22 protein-coding genes are annotated in these 16,884 nt (G+C 56.7%); 11 read left to right on the top strand and 11 right to left on the bottom strand.

The window, feature by feature from the left end; translation table 11 throughout:
* Nucleotides 1–19 precede the first annotated feature (19 nt).
* From JHC09_RS13635 to thrS, 4 genes are all read right to left on the bottom strand, one after another.
* A complete protein-coding gene (locus JHC09_RS13635) occupies nt 20–1,336 on the bottom strand; it encodes a UDP-glucose/GDP-mannose dehydrogenase family protein (protein WP_199532370.1) in 1,317 nt (438 codons plus the stop codon).
* An 11-nt stretch (nt 1,337–1,347) separates the two neighbouring features.
* Entirely contained in the window at nt 1,348–1,779 is a 432-nt protein-coding gene (arfB, locus tag JHC09_RS13630; protein ID WP_199532368.1) for an alternative ribosome rescue aminoacyl-tRNA hydrolase ArfB, read from the bottom strand.
* Nucleotides 1,780–1,915: 136 nt separating this feature from the next.
* The gene (locus JHC09_RS13625; RefSeq protein ID WP_199532366.1) at nt 1,916–2,140 is read right to left on the bottom strand and encodes a hypothetical protein; all 225 of its coding nucleotides are present in this window, start codon (nt 2,138–2,140) and stop codon (nt 1,916–1,918) included.
* Entirely contained in the window at nt 2,140–4,134 is a 1,995-nt protein-coding gene (gene thrS / locus JHC09_RS13620; protein WP_199532364.1) for a threonine--tRNA ligase, read from the bottom strand. Before thrS ends, JHC09_RS13625 begins: the two co-directional genes overlap by 1 nt.
* A gap of 110 nt (nt 4,135–4,244) precedes the next feature.
* On the opposite strand from thrS, the gene JHC09_RS13615 reads away from it, so the two are divergent.
* Nucleotides 4,245–4,553, top strand: a complete 309-nt coding sequence (locus tag JHC09_RS13615; protein WP_199532357.1) for a hypothetical protein — start codon at nt 4,245–4,247, stop codon at nt 4,551–4,553.
* Nucleotides 4,554–4,577: 24 nt separating this feature from the next.
* Here the strand turns inward: JHC09_RS13615 and yidD are convergent, their stop codons facing one another.
* Nucleotides 4,578–4,886 (bottom strand): membrane protein insertion efficiency factor YidD, encoded by a 309-nt coding sequence (gene yidD / locus JHC09_RS13610; protein ID WP_199532355.1) that lies wholly within the window; start codon nt 4,884–4,886, stop codon nt 4,578–4,580.
* On the bottom strand, nt 4,886–5,362 hold the full coding sequence (locus JHC09_RS13605) for an iron-sulfur cluster assembly scaffold protein (RefSeq protein ID WP_248309026.1): 477 nt from the start codon (nt 5,360–5,362) through the stop codon (nt 4,886–4,888). Before JHC09_RS13605 ends, yidD begins: the two co-directional genes overlap by 1 nt.
* A gap of 118 nt (nt 5,363–5,480) precedes the next feature.
* Between JHC09_RS13605 and folE the strand changes: the two genes are divergently transcribed.
* Both folE and hisI read left to right on the top strand, forming a co-directional pair.
* Nucleotides 5,481–6,101 carry a GTP cyclohydrolase I FolE gene (folE, locus tag JHC09_RS13600; protein ID WP_199532353.1) on the top strand — a complete coding sequence of 207 codons (621 nt, stop codon included), beginning with the start codon at nt 5,481–5,483 and terminating at the stop codon, nt 6,099–6,101.
* Nucleotides 6,102–6,328: 227 nt separating this feature from the next.
* Complete coding sequence (gene hisI / locus JHC09_RS13595) at nt 6,329–6,781, top strand: phosphoribosyl-AMP cyclohydrolase (RefSeq protein WP_199532351.1); 453 nt, start codon at nt 6,329–6,331, stop codon at nt 6,779–6,781.
* Nucleotides 6,782–6,890: 109 nt separating this feature from the next.
* Here the strand turns inward: hisI and JHC09_RS13590 are convergent, their stop codons facing one another.
* The gene (locus JHC09_RS13590; RefSeq protein WP_199532348.1) at nt 6,891–7,625 is read right to left on the bottom strand and encodes a rhomboid family intramembrane serine protease; all 735 of its coding nucleotides are present in this window, start codon (nt 7,623–7,625) and stop codon (nt 6,891–6,893) included.
* A gap of 179 nt (nt 7,626–7,804) precedes the next feature.
* On the opposite strand from JHC09_RS13590, the gene JHC09_RS13585 reads away from it, so the two are divergent.
* From JHC09_RS13585 to JHC09_RS13575, 3 genes are all read left to right on the top strand, one after another.
* Nucleotides 7,805–8,458: a PAS domain-containing protein gene (locus JHC09_RS13585; RefSeq protein ID WP_169195016.1), complete on the top strand. Its 654-nt coding sequence runs from the start codon at nt 7,805–7,807 to the stop codon at nt 8,456–8,458.
* Between the two features lie 103 nt (nt 8,459–8,561).
* The gene (locus tag JHC09_RS13580) at nt 8,562–9,194 is read left to right on the top strand and encodes a PilZ domain-containing protein (protein WP_169195017.1); all 633 of its coding nucleotides are present in this window, start codon (nt 8,562–8,564) and stop codon (nt 9,192–9,194) included.
* Between the two features lie 128 nt (nt 9,195–9,322).
* Complete coding sequence (locus JHC09_RS13575) at nt 9,323–9,940, top strand: transglutaminase-like cysteine peptidase (RefSeq protein ID WP_199532347.1); 618 nt, start codon at nt 9,323–9,325, stop codon at nt 9,938–9,940.
* A gap of 68 nt (nt 9,941–10,008) precedes the next feature.
* Here the strand turns inward: JHC09_RS13575 and JHC09_RS13570 are convergent, their stop codons facing one another.
* Nucleotides 10,009–10,329: a hypothetical protein gene (locus JHC09_RS13570; protein ID WP_169195019.1), complete on the bottom strand. Its 321-nt coding sequence runs from the start codon at nt 10,327–10,329 to the stop codon at nt 10,009–10,011.
* Between the two features lie 176 nt (nt 10,330–10,505).
* On the opposite strand from JHC09_RS13570, the gene JHC09_RS13565 reads away from it, so the two are divergent.
* On the top strand, nt 10,506–11,099 hold the full coding sequence (locus JHC09_RS13565; protein ID WP_199532346.1) for a hypothetical protein: 594 nt from the start codon (nt 10,506–10,508) through the stop codon (nt 11,097–11,099).
* Between the two features lie 3 nt (nt 11,100–11,102).
* Here JHC09_RS13565 and JHC09_RS13560 read toward each other — a convergent pair whose 3' ends face one another.
* The 3 genes from JHC09_RS13560 to JHC09_RS13550 all read right to left on the bottom strand — a co-directional run bounded on the left by JHC09_RS13560 (nt 11,103) and on the right by JHC09_RS13550 (nt 13,108).
* Nucleotides 11,103–11,315, bottom strand: a complete 213-nt coding sequence (locus tag JHC09_RS13560; protein ID WP_169195021.1) for a DUF3126 family protein — start codon at nt 11,313–11,315, stop codon at nt 11,103–11,105.
* A gap of 114 nt (nt 11,316–11,429) precedes the next feature.
* Nucleotides 11,430–12,257, bottom strand: a complete 828-nt coding sequence (gene cysE, locus JHC09_RS13555) for a serine O-acetyltransferase (RefSeq protein WP_169195022.1) — start codon at nt 12,255–12,257, stop codon at nt 11,430–11,432.
* 83 nt (nt 12,258–12,340) lie between these two features.
* Complete coding sequence (locus JHC09_RS13550) at nt 12,341–13,108, bottom strand: alpha/beta hydrolase (RefSeq protein ID WP_199532345.1); 768 nt, start codon at nt 13,106–13,108, stop codon at nt 12,341–12,343.
* 144 nt (nt 13,109–13,252) lie between these two features.
* Here JHC09_RS13550 and JHC09_RS13545 point away from each other — a divergent pair, with 144 nt between their 5' ends.
* From JHC09_RS13545 to JHC09_RS13530, 4 genes are all read left to right on the top strand, one after another.
* Nucleotides 13,253–13,498 carry a zinc-finger domain-containing protein gene (locus JHC09_RS13545; RefSeq protein WP_199532494.1) on the top strand — a complete coding sequence of 82 codons (246 nt, stop codon included), beginning with the start codon at nt 13,253–13,255 and terminating at the stop codon, nt 13,496–13,498.
* An 8-nt stretch (nt 13,499–13,506) separates the two neighbouring features.
* Complete coding sequence (locus JHC09_RS13540; protein ID WP_199532344.1) at nt 13,507–14,679, top strand: FAD-dependent monooxygenase; 1,173 nt, start codon at nt 13,507–13,509, stop codon at nt 14,677–14,679.
* Nucleotides 14,680–14,763: 84 nt separating this feature from the next.
* Nucleotides 14,764–16,077, top strand: a complete 1,314-nt coding sequence (locus tag JHC09_RS13535) for an MFS transporter (RefSeq protein ID WP_199532343.1) — start codon at nt 14,764–14,766, stop codon at nt 16,075–16,077.
* Between the two features lies 1 nt (nt 16,078).
* Nucleotides 16,079–16,561 carry a GNAT family N-acetyltransferase gene (locus JHC09_RS13530; RefSeq protein WP_199532342.1) on the top strand — a complete coding sequence of 161 codons (483 nt, stop codon included), beginning with the start codon at nt 16,079–16,081 and terminating at the stop codon, nt 16,559–16,561.
* Nucleotides 16,562–16,884 lie beyond the last annotated feature (323 nt).

Genomic DNA, 16,884 nt, shown 5'->3' with positions numbered 1-16,884 from the left:
TGGATGCAGATACAGAGACTTATGGCAGCCGGCGGGGTTTACCAAGGCCGAGATAGCCCAAACCATGCTTGGTCACGTCCGCTTCGCGATAAACATTCCGCAGATCAACCAACAGACCGTCCGACATACGAGATTTCAACTGTGCAAGGTCTAGCGCACGAAATTCGTTCCACTCGGTGACCAAAACAACCGCGGACGCGCCGTCTGCAACCTCATATGCCGTATCGACAAGTGTGACGTTAGGCAGGAGAGGTCGTGCCGCAGCCATCCCCTTGGGATCATAGGCCCGCACATGAGCACCAGCCGCTTCCAGTCCTGCAATAATGTCGAGGGAAGGCGCATCGCGCATGTCGTCTGTTTCAGGTTTAAAGGTCAGGCCCAATACACCAATGGTGCGCCCTGCCACCGAACCACCACAGGCCGCAATAACGCGTTTCGCCATAGCACCCTTGCGCGCCACATTGACGTCGACAGTCGCCTCAACCAACCGCATCGGGCTCGCATGCTCTCGGCCCATTTGCACCAGGGCCTGCGTATCTTTGGGGAAGCACGATCCGCCAAAGCCCGGTCCGGCATTGAGGAACTTCTCGCCAATCCGACGATCCAGCCCCATGCCCCTTGCAACTTCTTGCACATCCCCGCCGGCCACTTCGCACAGCGAGGCCATTTCGTTGATAAAGGTGATCTTCATCGCCAAAAAGGCATTGGCCCCATACTTGATCAACTCAGCCGAACGACGAGACGTGAACAGGAGCGGCGACGAGTTGAGATTGAGCGGCCGATAAACCTCTGCCATCACAGAACGCGCGCGTTCATCTTGCAAGCCGACGACAACACGGTCGGGGTGTTTAAAATCGGCAATCGCCGCACCCTCACGCAGGAATTCTGGATTGGAAACGACAGCAACATCGGCCTCGGGATTGACCGAGCGGATCAACCGCTCGACTTCGTCACCCGTACCCACGGGCACGGTGGACTTGGTGACAACCACCGTGAAGCGTGTGATCAGCGGCGCGATTTCCCGAGCGACATCGTAGACATAGGTCAAGTCAGCATGTCCGTCACCACGGCGCGCCGGAGTGCCAACCGCGATAAAAATCACGTCCACTTCGGCTACAGCATTGGCCAGCGCTGTCGTGAACTGCAAGCGTCCTGCTTCCACATTGGCAAGGACAATCTGATCGAGACCGGGTTCGTAAATCGGGATAATGCCGCTTTGTAACGCGGCAATCTTGGCCGCGTCTTTATCGACGCAAGTTACCGAATGGCCGAAGTCTGCAAAGCACACGCCGGACACCAATCCCACATAGCCCGAACCGATGACCGTGATCTTCATTGACTAGTCCCTCAATCGTCAACATTCGGCCGTCCGCGCATCTGCTTAATGCCTGACCGCACAGCTTTACCTTCCACGCGTCGCCTCTTGGACGCAAGGGTCGGTCGGGTGGCGATACGCGGTTTCGGCGGATAAGCGCCCTCGCGGATAAGCGCAACCAGCCGTGCCACTGCTTCTGCTCGGTTCAGCGGTTGATCGCGGTGGGAATTAGAGGTGATGACGATGACGCCATCTTTGGTCAGGCGACTGCCCGCCAGATCGGCGACCCTGCGTTTCACCGGGTCAGGCAAGGACGGGGAATTGAGAAGATCAAAGCGCAGCTGTACGGCGCTCGCCACCTTATTGACATTTTGCCCGCCCGGCCCCGAGCCGCGAACAAAAGTCTCGTCAATTTCCGAAGGATCAATCCGAAGGGTGCGGGTAATCTGAATAGGCTCAGCCATGATTACCCCCTCCTAGCCTCCCCCGCTTGCGGGGGAGGAACACATCCTGCCGATTGGCAAGACCACGCCATCAAACCGTTCTACGCCTCCCCCTACTAGGGGGAGGTCGGGAGTGGGTTATAAACCCCGCGAAAACCTACCGCTTCCAACGACCTGAGAAATACACTTCCTCGTCGTGGATGATACGGCCCTTTTCGGTGGTCCGGAACTTGCCCGGCTCGACCTCTTCAATCCACTCCTTCTTGAGCATAACGGCGAATGTCTTTTCGCCGACATCCTTGAAGTCGTCGGGGCCCATCACATTGCTCTCCCCCATATGGTAGAGAGCTTTCATTTCGCGATTAGACGGACGAAGTGGCATTATTCAGCCTTCGCCGCAGCAGCAGCCTTCAAATCCGGCGCGGTAGCCTCAGCCATCAGATCAACCAACGCTTCCATGAACGGACGGACCTGCTGACCTTCAGTACCAAGACGGCGCACCGAAACATTGCCTTCTTCCGCTTCACGACGGCCAACCACAAACATCAGCGGCACCTTGTTCACCGAGTGCTCGCGGACCTTGTAGTTGATCTTTTCGTTACGAGCGTCGATTTCGGCACGAATGCCGGCATCGCGCAGCTGACGGACCAGCTTCTCAGCGTAGTCGTCCGCTTCCGACACAATGGTCGCGACCACAACCTGGGTCGGGGCCAGCCACATTGGCATCTTGCCAGCGTAGTTTTCGATCAGAATACCGATGAAGCGCTCGAGAGAACCAAGGATCGCGCGGTGCAGCATCACGGCATACTGACGCGAACCATCCTCTGCCACATAGGTAGCGTTGAGGCGTTCGGGCAGAACATAGTCGAGCTGCAGCGTACCAACCTGCCAGGAGCGACCGATGGCGTCCTTGAGGTGGAACTCGAGCTTGGGCGCGTAGAATGCGCCTTCGCCTTCAGCGATTTCAAAGTCATAGCCCGTGGCGCGCAGAGCATCGCCCAGCGCCTTTTCAGCCGCATCCCAACGCTCGATGGTGCCACCGAACTTTTCCGGACGCGTTGCTAGCTTAATGACAACATTGCTGAACTCCATGTCCTTGTAGACGGAGTACAGCAGGTGAACGAAGTGCTCGGTTTCGCTCTGGATCTGGTCTTCACGGCAGAAGATGTGCGCGTCGTCCTGCGTCATCTGACGCACACGCATCAGACCATGCAGCGCGCCATGCGCTTCATTGCGGTGGCAGCAACCAAATTCCGCCATGCGCAGCGGCAGATCACGGTAGGACTTAATACCCTGGTTGAAGATCTGAACGTGCGCTGGGCAATTCATTGGCTTGAGCGCCAACAGGTCAGCACCGGATTCAAAAATCGGCTGATCGTCTTCAGTGTTCGGTACCTGATCGGGCACAACGAACATGTTTTCGCGATACTTGCCCCAGTGGCCGGACTGCTCCCAGAACTTGGCGTGCATCAGCTGAGGCGTCTTCACCTCAACATAGCCCGACTTGTCCAGACGGCGGCGGATATAGGCTTCCATCTGGTTGTAGATGACAAAGCCACGTGGGTGCCAGAACACCGAACCCTGCGCTTCTTCCTGGAAGTGGAATAGGTCAAGGTCGCGGCCGATCTTACGGTGGTCGCGCTTCTCGGCTTCTTCCATCATGGTGACGTAAGCTTCGAGGTCTTCCTTGGTCGCAAAAGCGGTGCCGTAGATACGGCTCAACACTTCACGATTGCTGTCACCACGCCAGTAAGCGCCAGCCACCTTGGTCAGCTTGAAGGCCGTACCAACATCCTTGACCGAACGCATGTGCGGACCGCGACAGAGGTCGATCCACTGACCCTGCTTATACATCTTCAGCGACTGATCAGCCGGAATAGCGTCAACCAGTTCAACCTTAAAATGCTCGCCCTTAGCGCGGAAGAAATCCTTGGCCTGATCGCGGGTCCAGATTTCCTTGGTGAAGGCCGCGCCACGATCGACGATCTCAGCCATCTTCTTTTCGATGACGCGCAGATCGTCTTCAGTGAACGGACCTGCCGGACGATAGAAATCGTAGTAGAAGCCGTTCTCAATCACCGGACCAATAGTCACCTGAGTATCAGGCCAAAGTTCCTGCACAGCTTCAGCCAGCACGTGAGCGGCGTCGTGGCGGATGAGTTCGAGCACGTCCGCCGAACCGGATTCGCGCGTCACAAACTCGATCTTGCCGTCAGCGTCGAGCGCGTCAGAGAGATCGGCAAGAGCGCCGTTCCACTTCATCGCGACAGTCTTCTTTGCCAGCGACTTGGAGATCCCTTCCACGATCTCGGTGCCGGTAGTGCCGCGCGGAAATTCGCGAGCTGCACCATCGGGGAATGTCACCTTGATCGACATTTGAAGTCTCCAGAAATTTTTGGTTTGAAGCAGCCTCCACTGGGCTGCAAGGCGGCCTGAATAGCACGGTTTTTCGTTTCTGCCAGCCCAGTATAGGCAATCGTGCATAAGTGAACTATATTCACCCTATGAAAGAGCACCCGGTCGACCTGCAGTTCATTGCGCGTCAACTTGAACGCGTCATCGACGAACAGCGCAGCCTGCGCCAAGAAGTGGGCGACGTTCGCTCGCTTGTGCTCGCCGTTTCCGATCAGAGTCGTCGGCTAGACCGACACCTGACCGACATGCAGGCAGATTTAGAGCTTACCATCAAATCTGAGATAGCAGGCCGCATGGCCAATGTGGAAAGCAGGATCGAAGCCCGGACGGATCGTATTATAAACGAGTTTCGCGACCCGCTCACCCACCCTAAAGGGTAGCTCGCCGCAACATCACTTCCGTCCCTATTTCCAGCGCCCATAGCGCCAGGGCGCATACCACTGCCCCTCAGGCAACGCCTCCGGCACTGGATCATAACCATGCGAGCCGCCCGGGCGACAACGCCACAGCCGCGCCGCCCCCATCCAGCCTCCCGGCCAAAAGCCGAAGCGCCAAATACTATCCCGGGTAAACTCCGAGCATGTTGGAAGGTGCCGACACGTCCGGCCGGTAAATGCCGAGACCGTATAGCGATAAAGCGTAATGAGAAAAACCGCCGCAAACTTGAACGGCAGATCGATCACGCGCCACATAATGTCGATGAATCGATGCATCAGCTTTGCGCGCCATGAGCTTGTTTTGACTCAGCATTCTCAACCGCAGCCAACACTGCCTCAAATACCAACATGGTGGAAGCGTGCCGATGGGGGAATGCACGTACCGGCTCAAGATATGCCAAGTCAGCCCACTTCCCAGCTGGCACAGGCCCGTCAACGGTCAGCATAGCCAACATCACATCGCGCAATACTGAGAACTCCGCCACCGAAGTTCCAACGATCTCTCTGGCCACAACCGATGCTGAAGTCTGCCCAAGAGCGCAGGCGGAGACTTTATGGCCATAACCAGTGATCACGCCATTCTGTATGGATAGGTCCACTTCGATTAAAGACCCACAGACCTTCGCCACCTTCCGAGCTGTGCCATCGGGCGCTGCCAATCGCCCCGGATTTGGCGCGTTTGCCGCCAGATCAAGGATCTTTTCTGAATAAAGATCGTTCAATTCCATCAGCGAGGCAGTTTCTTGTTCCAATAGCGTCTGCACCTTATATAGGTGGGATAAATGCGGTGTCAGTGCGGTAATTAATAAACTCACACACCGTAATGCGCCCTTGGGCGATTTACGAACGTATTGCTGGGGATGCCCAATTATGGACGCTCAAATTAACGCGCTCAAGGCGAATGATGACACACGCTCGGCGACCACGCGCCCAACGCGCGAAGAAGCAGAGGCGGCAGTCCGCACTTTGATCGCATGGGCTGGCGACGACCCAACGCGTGAAGGCCTACTCGAAACTCCTGCTCGCGTCACCAAAGCCTATGGCGAGCTGTTTTCTGGCTATGCGCAGGACGAAAAGTCCGTTCTCTCTAAGACCTTCAAAGAGGTCGGTGGATACGACGATCTTGTCCTCGTGAAGGGCATCCCGTTCTACGCACACTGCGAACACCACATGGTCCCCTTCTACGGCAAGGCCCATATCGCATACCTGCCGCACGATGGCGTTGTTGGCCTCTCTAAGCTTGCTCGTCTGGTGGAAGTTTTCGCGCGCCGCCTGCAGACGCAGGAAACGATGACCGCTCAGATCATCGACGCGATCAACGAAAACCTGAACCCGCGCGGCGCAGCTGTTATGCTCGAAGCGGAGCACATGTGCATGACCATGCGCGGCGTAAAGGCCCACGATGTCTCGACCGTCACTCACCGCTTCACCGGCGTTTTCGCTGAAGACCGCGTTGAGCAGGACCGCTTCTTTGCCATGGTCACGCGCTAAAGATTATGTGGGGGCCATTAGGCCCCCAGTTTCTTCACGCTCTCATTGCCGGGGGCACCCCGGCAATTCAGTACGATGCTGATACGGACAAGATCACCGGGCCAAGTCCGGTGATTACAAAGATTGGCTCAGCAGTGCAGGTGCTCTTGAGAGCACCCCCCATAGAACGTGACATCGTCTGCCGACCGCGCTAGAGCGTTTAGCTCTTCCCTCACAGGGCGCAGACCATGAGCTTTACTTTCGTCGATCCCAAATCTCTCGATCACCACGCCCTTGAAGACGGCACAGAGTTTGCGCCGCGCTTTGACGCGCATGGCTTGCTCACCGTGGTGACGGTCGATGACGAGACCAAAGACGTCCTCATGGTCGCCTATATGAATGCAGAAACGCTCAGCCTGACCATCGAAACCGGCATTGCGCATTATTACTCGCGCTCCCGTCAGTCGATCTGGAAGAAAGGCGAGACCTCCGGAGAACTCCAGCAGGTCGTTTCCCTTCGCACCGATTGCGATCAAGACTGCATTGTCATGAGCGTTCACCAAACCGGACGTGGCGCCGCCTGCCACACCGGTCGCAAGACCTGCTTCTATCGGCAGGTAACAGTCGATAATGGCGAAGCCAAACTTGCCGACACCGGTATTCCGCGTCTCTTCGACCCTAAAGCCGTCTACGGGAAATAGTACGGCTCCGCCTTGACAGCTCGGCTCCTAAAATCCCTCCACTTGGAAGATTTTAGGAGCGAGGGCCATCAGAGCTATGCTCGAATAGCGCAAAAGCCTTGGGTTAAAATTACGCCCGGCGCTCGAACAGCTGCACCATAAAGAAGCCTGCAAGAAACCCGCCCAGATGAGCCTGCCAGGCAATGGTCAGGTTCACGCCTAAAAACAATGGTAGGAGCGGCACAGCGGCGTTCAGGATCAACCAAAGCAAAGTGAAAAACCGCGCGCGCGGGTGCAACATCACTTCTTTGATTGAGGCCAGCCGACGCCCCAAGATGATCCTCTCCCCTGTTTCAGGGTCGTTCGCCACAACGACTGGCTGGAACATAAATCGGATCGCCGCACCGGTCAGACCCGCAACGCCCCCCGAAGCCCCAATCAAAAAGACCCCGTCATAGAGCGTCACCACGGTGAACAGCGCCGCCCCTGCGATCGCAGAGACGACAAAAATCGCAATCATGCCCATGCCACCGTAACGGCGCGCCACAGGTGTTCCGAAAATCAAGAGCCAAGCCGTATTGAGCACAAGGTGATCCCAGCCCCCGTGCAAAAAGGCATGGGTGATCGGGGTCCACAACAGTGGCGCGGCATAGATCAAATCCTCGCCTGCAGCGATGAAACGCGCGGGCAAATAGGCGAACCAGTAGTAGAGTTGCAAAAGCCCGGACTGGTTAAGAACCAGGGTCGAAGCGATGTGGACAACAATCATCACGCCGGCAAGCACGGCGACCGTCGTGGGCAGCAAGAAAATGGGCTCACGCCCTTGTTTTTGTTCGCTTTGAGAGTGTTGATCGTGGCCCGTCATGCCCTGCCCCCTCGCCGCGTAACAGCGATCGTTCTTGTTAACTTTTCCACAATGCCTGCCCCGGCATTAACCTTAATCAATCTTTAAGCGGGCAATTTGATCTACATTTTGCAATGTTCAGCGGGCTGAAGAGTGGCTGTTGGAGCTACCCGGACGCCAACGATGCGGAACGCTGAACCATGAAGATGCCGAGCACCAAGACGCTCTATACCTATTGGAACACGATTCGGGGTTCGCGCAGCGCTCCCGACCGTCGAGATATTGATCCGACTCGCATCCGTGAGGCACTTGCCAACACGTTTATCCTTGAGGTCGACGACAACGAAGAGTTCTCGTTCCGCCTTGCCGGATCACACCTGTGCACCAGCTACTGCCGCGAGCTCAAAGGCCGCTCATTCAATGCCCTTTGGCATGACCGCGATCACGACGCGATTGAAACACTCATTCGCGCTGTCACCGAAGATCACGCCGTCGCGCTTGTCACCTTCCAAGGGACCACCGCCCTGCAGACCAAGGTGACCTTTGAGGCCATTTTGATGCCATTGCGTCATAACGGCTCCACCCACGCCCGCATTCTGGGTGCTATGACGGCTTTTGATGAGCCCTACTGGCTTGGCGTACAGCCTGTCATCGAACAGCGCATCACTGGCCTCCGCCTCTTGTGGCCGGATGATATGCCAGCGGACGAACCCATGGCGCAGGAAGTATCGAGCGTCGTCAACGACGTCCCTTACACCCATACAGCGGCATCAACCGCACTGCCCACAACAGTTTACGGCATAACTGCCCGCCGCTATGCACACTTGGCAGTGATTGACGGCGGTCGAAACTAAAGACCGCCTTTTAAAGCACCTTCGGAACTAACAATCCATACTAAGTTAACCAAGCTGCTCTAAGTTTTCATTGAGAATACTTTGACCTAGGAGCAGGTTGTCGATGCTTGATGATGGCAACATCTCCGCTCGAGACAGTTTTGCAGCGCCCCCACCAAGAACTGAGCAACGTTTTCAACGCGTTAACGTCTCTATTCTAGGGCGCTACATGCTGGCCGACCGCCGTGAGTTCCCCTGTCAGGTTCTTGCAATGTCTCCTGGTGATGCTGTTGTCATCGCTCCGGTCGCGGGTGTTATCGGCGAGAGGATCATTGCCTATCTCGATCACTTGGGCCGCATAGAGGGCACGCTGGAAGCGCAGGTCGATGGCGGATTTTGCATGAGCATCGACGCCTCCCCGCGCAAGCGCGATAAAATGGCTGCGCAGCTGACATGGCTGGCGAGCAAGGATCTTCTCAACCTGCCCGAAGACCGACGCCACGAACGTGTCGTACCGGACATTCGCCATTCCACCGTCGTCTTGGACGACGGTCGCCGTTACAATTGCAAGATCATCGACATCTCGCTCTCGGGCGCAGCCATCGAATTGGACGTTCGTCCTGCAATGGGCACACCCATCGCCCTCGGACGCATGCGCGCACGGGTTGTTCGTCATCTCCAAAACGGCGTTGCGGTCGAGTTCGTCGCCTCCCAGGAAATGCTCAATGTCGTCCAGCAAAACCTGCGCATGAGCTAGTCCACTGATAATTATGGTTAATGAAGCATGAATGCGGTGGATAAAACTCACATAAAAACTACGTGGTAGTTTTCTTATCGAGCTAATGGCCGTTACCTAGAATGATCTCCAACTGGGAGATCGGGGACATGGCCACCACAGCAAAGACGCTTATCGCTGGAGTTCTGAGCGCCATCGCTTTGATGTCCGCACCCGTGTCTGCGTTGGACCTTACCCACGTTGCCTTTATCCAGACTGCCGAAAAGAACAGCTCCATCCCGGTTGGACATTTGGAGTTCTGCAAGTCGCGCCCTGCTGAATGCCGCTCCAACCCAAGCCCAATCGCCGCCATGCCGCTTGACGCGCAGCGCTGGGAAGAGCTGGTCGCAGTAAACTCCCACTACAATCAAACTGTCGTACCGGTGGAAGATCGCGACCTCTATCAGGTTGATGAATTCTGGACCTATCCGAACGGCTACGGCGATTGCGAAGACTTCGCGCTGGCCAAGCGTCGGGACCTCATTGAAGCTGGTTGGAACCCATCGACGCTGATGATTGCTGTTGTGCGTGAGCCTAACGGCAATGGTCACGCCGTACTGATGGCACGCACCGATCGAGGCGACATGGTGCTGGACAACCAAGAAGGCTCCATCAAGCTTTGGAGCGACACCCCGTACACCTTCCTCAAGCGCCAGTCACAAACCCACTCCGGACATTGGGTAGATATGATTGACGCCCGCACCATTGTGGTTGCCTCCAACAGCTAATTCGCCTGCCAAGGCATACGAAAAGGGCCCCGCAATGCGGGGCCCTTTTCGTTTAACCAGCGAAGCGCTTAGTACAGCACCAAGACGTAAACGCTCATGATCAGGAGGCCGGTCACGAAAGACCAGCCAAAAGCCACGAGTGAGGAAATCAACATCGATGGCATCGAGAGCGTGCCGTCATCTTCCTGCTTCCAGCCATACTGGAGCATGATGTAGGGCCCACACACGACGCTAACAACAAACCGAAGAAACGACTGGCCCAAGGTATTACCATCTACCCGCAGCGCCGCTTCTTCCCGCGTCAGCCACTGATAAAGATACGTCCCTGCCCCCGCCACGCTCAGTCCAACGCCCATAATAAAGGCGGCGAGTAGTAGTTCCCTGCTCATCTTCTTCGCCCATACCTGGCTGTATTAATGATTTGTTAAGCATATGATCTACTCTATGAACTGTCACCTCCTGCTGGATAATTTGGTTAACACCGCTCATGCACACAGCATCGACTAGGTCTGGACCATCCCATGCGGGGGTCGCTTACAATCTTGCAGCGATAGGATTGATCATTTTGGTCGCCGCACTAGGCTTGGCCTATGCCCTTGATCAAATGGGCAGAAATGACGCGCCGCAGACACCAGATCGCGCGGACAGCTCCCGCATTATCCAGACCGTTGGAGGTCGCGAGCTCGCTATACCCCAGACATGGTTCCGCACAGCTCAGGACACTCGCGAGGGATTCGTTCAGCAGGTCGATTTGAAGTTTGCGCTAAATTTCGAACGCACCAAGAGCGCTACACTCATTGATGTCACACTACTCCCTCTCACCCGCGCCCGGGCGAGCAGCGCACTACTGGATACAGTTTACGTGCATCAATTTCAGGGCGCACTGCTGCAGACCGTTCCGGGCCTTGTCGGCAAAACGCTGAAACAAGCAGACGGATATGCGGGGGAAGTGGTTTGGTACGACGCCTTGGCGTCTAGGCCATTTGTGGCCAAATGCTCAACAGCGCCAACGCCGGCGCGGCCTAGTCGATGCGTACGCACTATACATCTATCCAGCGGGTTGGCCGCCATCGTTAGCTTTAACGAGGCAGCACTGACCCACTGGCGAGAGTTTGATAGCCAAATGGCCCCATGGCTGGAGCAAATCGGCGCACTCTAAAATTTAGTCTTCCAGATCGATATCGAGGATCGACATGGAGAACATGTAGGACTTATCGCCGTCTTCGTCGTCGGCGTGGATGAGGCCGATGGATTCATCGCCGATGAACACTTCGACAGAGTCGTTCAGCTTGTGGCGTGGACGAACGTCGATGTTCTTGTTGCCAAAGGTGCGCTGCAGGAAGCCCTGCAGTTTGATGATTTCTGGCTGGTTCACAGCAAATGTCCTGTACTTGGGTTAAGCGCGCAATCTAGACCCTAGCCGCTCGCTGGCAACCCCTATGCCAACCATTTTAGCGGGAACAAGCCGTGTGAAGCTCTTGCACGCGCCCTACGAGGTTTTGTCGTAAACCAGCACAACCTGGTCCATTACCAGCGCTGGCTGGGCGCAACCCGCCTCGCCAATCACCTTTGCGGGAACACCTGCGACGGTCACGCGCGGCGGCACTTCCTTGAGCACAACAGAGCCTGCCCCCACGCGCGAGCAATCCCCCACGCGGATATTGCCAAGCACCTTGGCACCAGCGCCGATCAAAACACCATTGCCGATTTTTGGGTGACGATCCTGATCGGATTTACCGGTCCCACCGAGCGTAACATTCTGAAGCATGGAGACATTGTCGCCGACGACAGCCGTCTCACCAATCACCAAGCCAGTGCCATGGTCGAGCATAATACCCTTACCCATCTTCACGGCCGGGTTGATATCAACCTGAAACACTTGGCTGGATCGGCTCTGCAAATAGAGCGCAAAATCGCGCCGTCCAGCATTGAGCATTGCATGAGCGAAACGGTGCGTTTGGATCGCCTGGTAGCCCTTAAAATAGAGCAGCGGCTCTACAGCACGATCACAGGCAGGATCACGTTCCATTGTCGCGACGAGATCAGTGCGTGCGGCTTCACCAATATGTGGCGCATCCCGCAAAGTTTCTTCGAACGCCTGGCGGATCATGTCCGCCGACACATCCTCGTCCCCCAAGCGCAATGCCAGACGGTGCGCCAGCGCGTCTTCGAACCGCGCATGATTGAGAATATTGCTAAGCGCCATATTCGCCAGTGCGGGTTCAGAATCAACGATCTGCTGCGCGCTCGCACGCACCGCTTCCCAGACGGGATCGACTGATTTGATCTGGATCGACTGTTGAGCATTGCCGTTCATGGCGCCGCACTCCGTTTCATCGCTTCCCGACGATATAAGCCAGATTGTTCTCTATTCAAAGTCAAAGCAGCGAGATTGGTTCATCAAACAGCACCGCCCGAGTATGTTCTACTGAGAAACTCAAGCGCTGCAGACTTAAACACCTTATCGCCTGTGGCCCGCATATGGTCCCGCTTGGGGATCACCACCGACTCACCCTGTGGGAGTAATTCTGCGAGGGGCTGTGGGCTCCCAGCCATTTCGTCGGCCTCGCCAACGGCGACCAACACCGGCACGTCAATGCGACGAACATCAGCGCGCGCCATAGCCTCGCGCGATGTTTCCATGCAGGCGGCCAACGCTTCTCGGTCCGACCCCGTATGATCGGCGAAAATCCGAAACTGCCGTGCCGTCGGATGGGTTAGACTCGCGAGGCTCGGCGCGCGCAGCCCGGCAATAATATCATTCCCATCACTCAACCCGCTGATGAGGTTGAGCCCCATCCCACCGAAGATTACCGATGCCACCGTTTCTGGGGCTTGATAGGCCATGAACGCGGCAATGCGAGCGCCCATGGAATAACCCAACACCGCAACTCGGCTGATCCCAAGATGGTCTAAGAGCGCCAGTGCGTCCTCGGCCATCAAACTCGGATAATAGAGGTCTGGATCATGCGGTTTGTCGGATCCTCCGTGACCCCGATTGTCGAGCGTAATGGCTTGATACCCGGCCTCCACCAATGTCTCGACCCAACCTGTATCGAGCCAATTGACCTTGCCACTCGAGGCAAACCCATGCACGCAGAGCACTGGCGCGCCCTCTCCATAAACGTCATAAGCAAGGGTCAAACCCGAATGGGTGAAAGTTGGCATCAACATTCCTCATAAGAACTTAAGTGGGTTTTGCGGCTCACAGCGGTAAATGCAAGGCAAAAAGCAAAACACGCTTTCTCCTTTTCTTGGCATTGCTGTTTGGCTATGGTCGCGCCAATTCATCAAACCATTCAGGTTGGTATTATGGCGCACGGCGTAACCCCGCATTTCCACAACACCTCCGGCCTTGCCCGCATCGAGATTGGCTCGAAGGAATTCCAGTGTGTTGGCGCGCTGCCACCTTTCGATCATCCACACGTATACCTAGACATGGGTAAGGATGAAGAGATCGTCTGCCCATATTGCTCGACGCTCTATGTGTTCAAACATGAGCTCGGTGCAGGCCAGGCCAATCCGGCCTCGTCTATCTTCTTGGTCAACGCCGCCTGAGTAATGCCATGGCCGCCACGGGCCGTCATTTTATCATCATAGGTGCCGGCATCGCTGGCATGACGCTCGCCCTTGGCCTCGCTAAATTCGGGGCCAAAGTGAGCATCATCGAACGCCAAACCGACATTGAAGAGTTTGGTGCAGGAATTCAGCTCAGCCCGAACGCTCGTCTTATCTTGGATCGTCTTGGCCTAGCCGAGGCGCTTTCCGAAGTCAGTTTTGAGCCTGAAGCCCTCGATTCCTACACCCTCTCCAGCAAGGGCCCCATCGCAACGATGGAGCTTGGCCCGTTGATGCGCGAAAAATTTGGTTCGTCTTACGCCATTCTGCATCGGGCCGATCTTGCCGGAGTTCTGCACGCTGCCTGCCGCCGCTTTGCTAACATTGAAATCCACTTCGGCGTTACCGATTGGCAGATGCAAGACGACGTCGGCGGCGTCACCGTGCACTTCACCGCAGGACGCGAAAAGCGCGCCCTCCGCGGCGAAGCCCTGATCGGTGCCGATGGTGTGCATTCCCAAACGCGCCTGAGCGCCATTCGCGGTCCGCAGGCCGTATTTGGTAAGCGCATCGCGTGGCGTGCACTTATTCCCATGGAAAAGCTCGACGGCATCATATCGCCAAACCGGGTTTCCGTATTTTTCGCGCGAGGCTTCCACCTCGTGTGTTACCCTCTGCCGCATCGCAAACAGTTCAACCTAGCGCTCTTTACGCCCGGCGAAGACATCAAGGCCTTGGGTCAACCAACCCTCAAAAAGCCCGGTGCTAAAGTGAGCGCGATCCTTAGCGCCGCGCGCGATCAATGGACCCCTTGGGCTCTAAACACCGTCTCCACCAATGTGTGGAGCCGAGGTCGTATTGGCCTCATTGGTGACGCCGCCCACGCCCTAGTGCCCTTCCAGGCACAAGGCGCAGCGATGGGAATTGAAGACGCCGCCGTGCTTGCGCCACTTTTAATGGGAACAGAACAGCCTGAAGCGGCTTTCTCTCATTATGCAAAACGGCGCCAGAAGCGACTTCACGCTGTTGCAGCGCTCTCCGCGCAAAACGGACGCATTTTTCACATGGCCTGGCCGTTCAGCTGGGCGCGTAATGTGGTGATGGCCAAACAAGGCACTCGCGCTCATCTCAAGCGCTTGGGCTGGATATACAGCTATGATGCTGAGGCGCCGCCACACTAACAGGCGCCTCTTGCTTTCCCGCTGGCGTGCGTGTCATTTGCGACATGCCCTAGCGGGTGACTACAGGAAGGTTTCAAGTACCGCATGCAAGCAGCGACACGCTCAAAACTGACCCTCTCCTGTATCCTCATAACCATCCTGATCGACATGATCGGTGTGGGCATTATCACCCCGGTATTACCCGAATTATTAGAGGAATTGACAGGCGGCAGCGTTGCAAACGCGGCAGTTATTGGCGGCTATCTGGTCTTCGCCTACGCCTTCATGCAGTTCGTCTTTTCGCCTGTTCTGGGCAATCTATCAGATAGATTCGGTCGTCGCCCGGTTCTGCTCTTCTCCCTATTGGGCCTTACCTTCGACTATCTCATGATGTCGATTGCCCCCTTCGTTTGGTATCTTTTCATCGGCCGCATCATTGCTGGCATCGCTGGCGCAGCCCTTGCGACAGCCACCGCCTATATGGCCGATATTACCCCGCCCGAGAAACGCACGCAGAGCTTCGGCCTGATTGGTGCGGCCTTTGGCCTAGGTTTCATCATTGGCCCCGTTATCGGCGGTGAATTGGGTGAACTCGGCCCGCGCGTACCCTTCTACGCCGCAGCCGCTCTCGCGTTTGCAAACTTCCTCTTTGGCCTCTTCGTGCTGCCAGAAAGCTTGCCAAAGACCCGCCGCCGCCGCTTCGACATTCGTCGCGCCAACCCGCTCGGCGCCGTCCATTCTCTTAAGAAGTACCCGTCAGTGCTCTGGCTCTTGGCCGTACTCTTCTTCTTCCAGCTCTCGGCGCAGTCTCTACCCACGGTTTTCTCCTATTTCACCGTGGAAATGTTCAATTTTAGCTCGTCCAACATTGGCCGCACGCTCGGCGCTTTCGGCCTTGGCTTCGCGATTGCCCAAGCTGTGCTGGCGGGCCCCATGTCGCGCGGCATGGGCGAGCCAGCTGTCGCCATGATCGGCCTTATCGCTGCCATTGCGGCCTTCGCTGCGGTCGGTATGAGCACCGATGTATACATGCTCTATATCGCCATCGGCGTTGGTTGCGTCTCGGGCCTCGCCCCACCAGCCATCAACGGCGTGTTGTCGCGTCAGGTGCCGGACAATTCGCAAGGTGAACTGCAAGGTGCGGTCAATGCCGCGAGCTCGCTCGCGACCATTATCGGCCCTCTCGCCGCCACGCAGATCTTTTCCTATTACACCACGACCCCAGGCTCGGCGGGTTACTTCCCCGGCGCACCATTTATCGCTGCCAGCGTGGCCGTCGCTATCGCCCTGATCATTTTCGCCGTGGCCGCATGGCGCTTTGAGCTGGGACGTCGCCCCTCTATTGCAAACCACCCTCATGCACCCGAAATCGCCCCACCCGGCCAGGTTCGTGTGCCACCATTAGACGAAAACGATTGATATGCAGATCCGCCCCGCAACCCTAGAGGACCGCGAGGCGGTTCTCTCCATCGTCAAGCCAGTCCTCGCTTCAGGCGAGACCTATACCATCGACACCGACCTCGATGATGAAGGGACGCTCGCCTATTGGTTCTTGCCCAGCCACAGCGTCTACGTCGCCGAAGAGAACGGTCGGGTGGTCGGCACCTACTACATAATGGCCAATCAGCGCGGCAACGGTGCTCACGTAGCCAATTGCGGCTATATGGTCTCGCCGGCGGCGCAGGGGCGAGGTATCGCCAAGGCAATGTGCCTCCACAGCCTAGAGCTGGCCAAGGAGCTCGGTTTTAGGGCGATGCAGTTCAACCACGTCGTGTCGACCAACACCCGCGCCGTCGCCCTCTGGCAGTCGCTCGGCTTCGCTATCGTCGGCACGCTTCCAAAAGCCTTCAACCACCCACAACACGGCTACGTCGATAGCTATGTGATGTTCCGCGAGCTTTAAGCCAAAACGATGCGCCATGGCCCTTCGCCTCCCTCCCCCTGGTAGGGGACTGTTTACAACTTGCTCATTTGGGATTCTAGTTTGACTGCTTGGGGGTGATTTGCCGGAGGGTTTGAGATGGATTGTCCAGATTGTTCTAGCACTGCCACGGTCAAGCGCGGTCTCAAGGCGGGTTACCAGCGATTTAGCTGTAAGGAGTGTGGTCGGTACTTTACTGATCGCGCCCCTAAATTCAGCGCTCAGACAAAAGCGCAGGCCGTTCAGATGTATCTCAACGGCACCGGCATTCGGGCCATTGGGCGCGTCCTTTCGGCCTCCCCAGC

Origin of the sequence: Devosia sp. MC532, from assembly GCF_016461625.1 — a bacterium.
In the GTDB taxonomy this organism is placed as follows: Bacteria; Pseudomonadota; Alphaproteobacteria; order Rhizobiales; family Devosiaceae; genus Devosia.
Note: the sequence above shows the minus strand (reverse complement) of the source record. Positions and strands in the feature narration are given on the sequence as shown.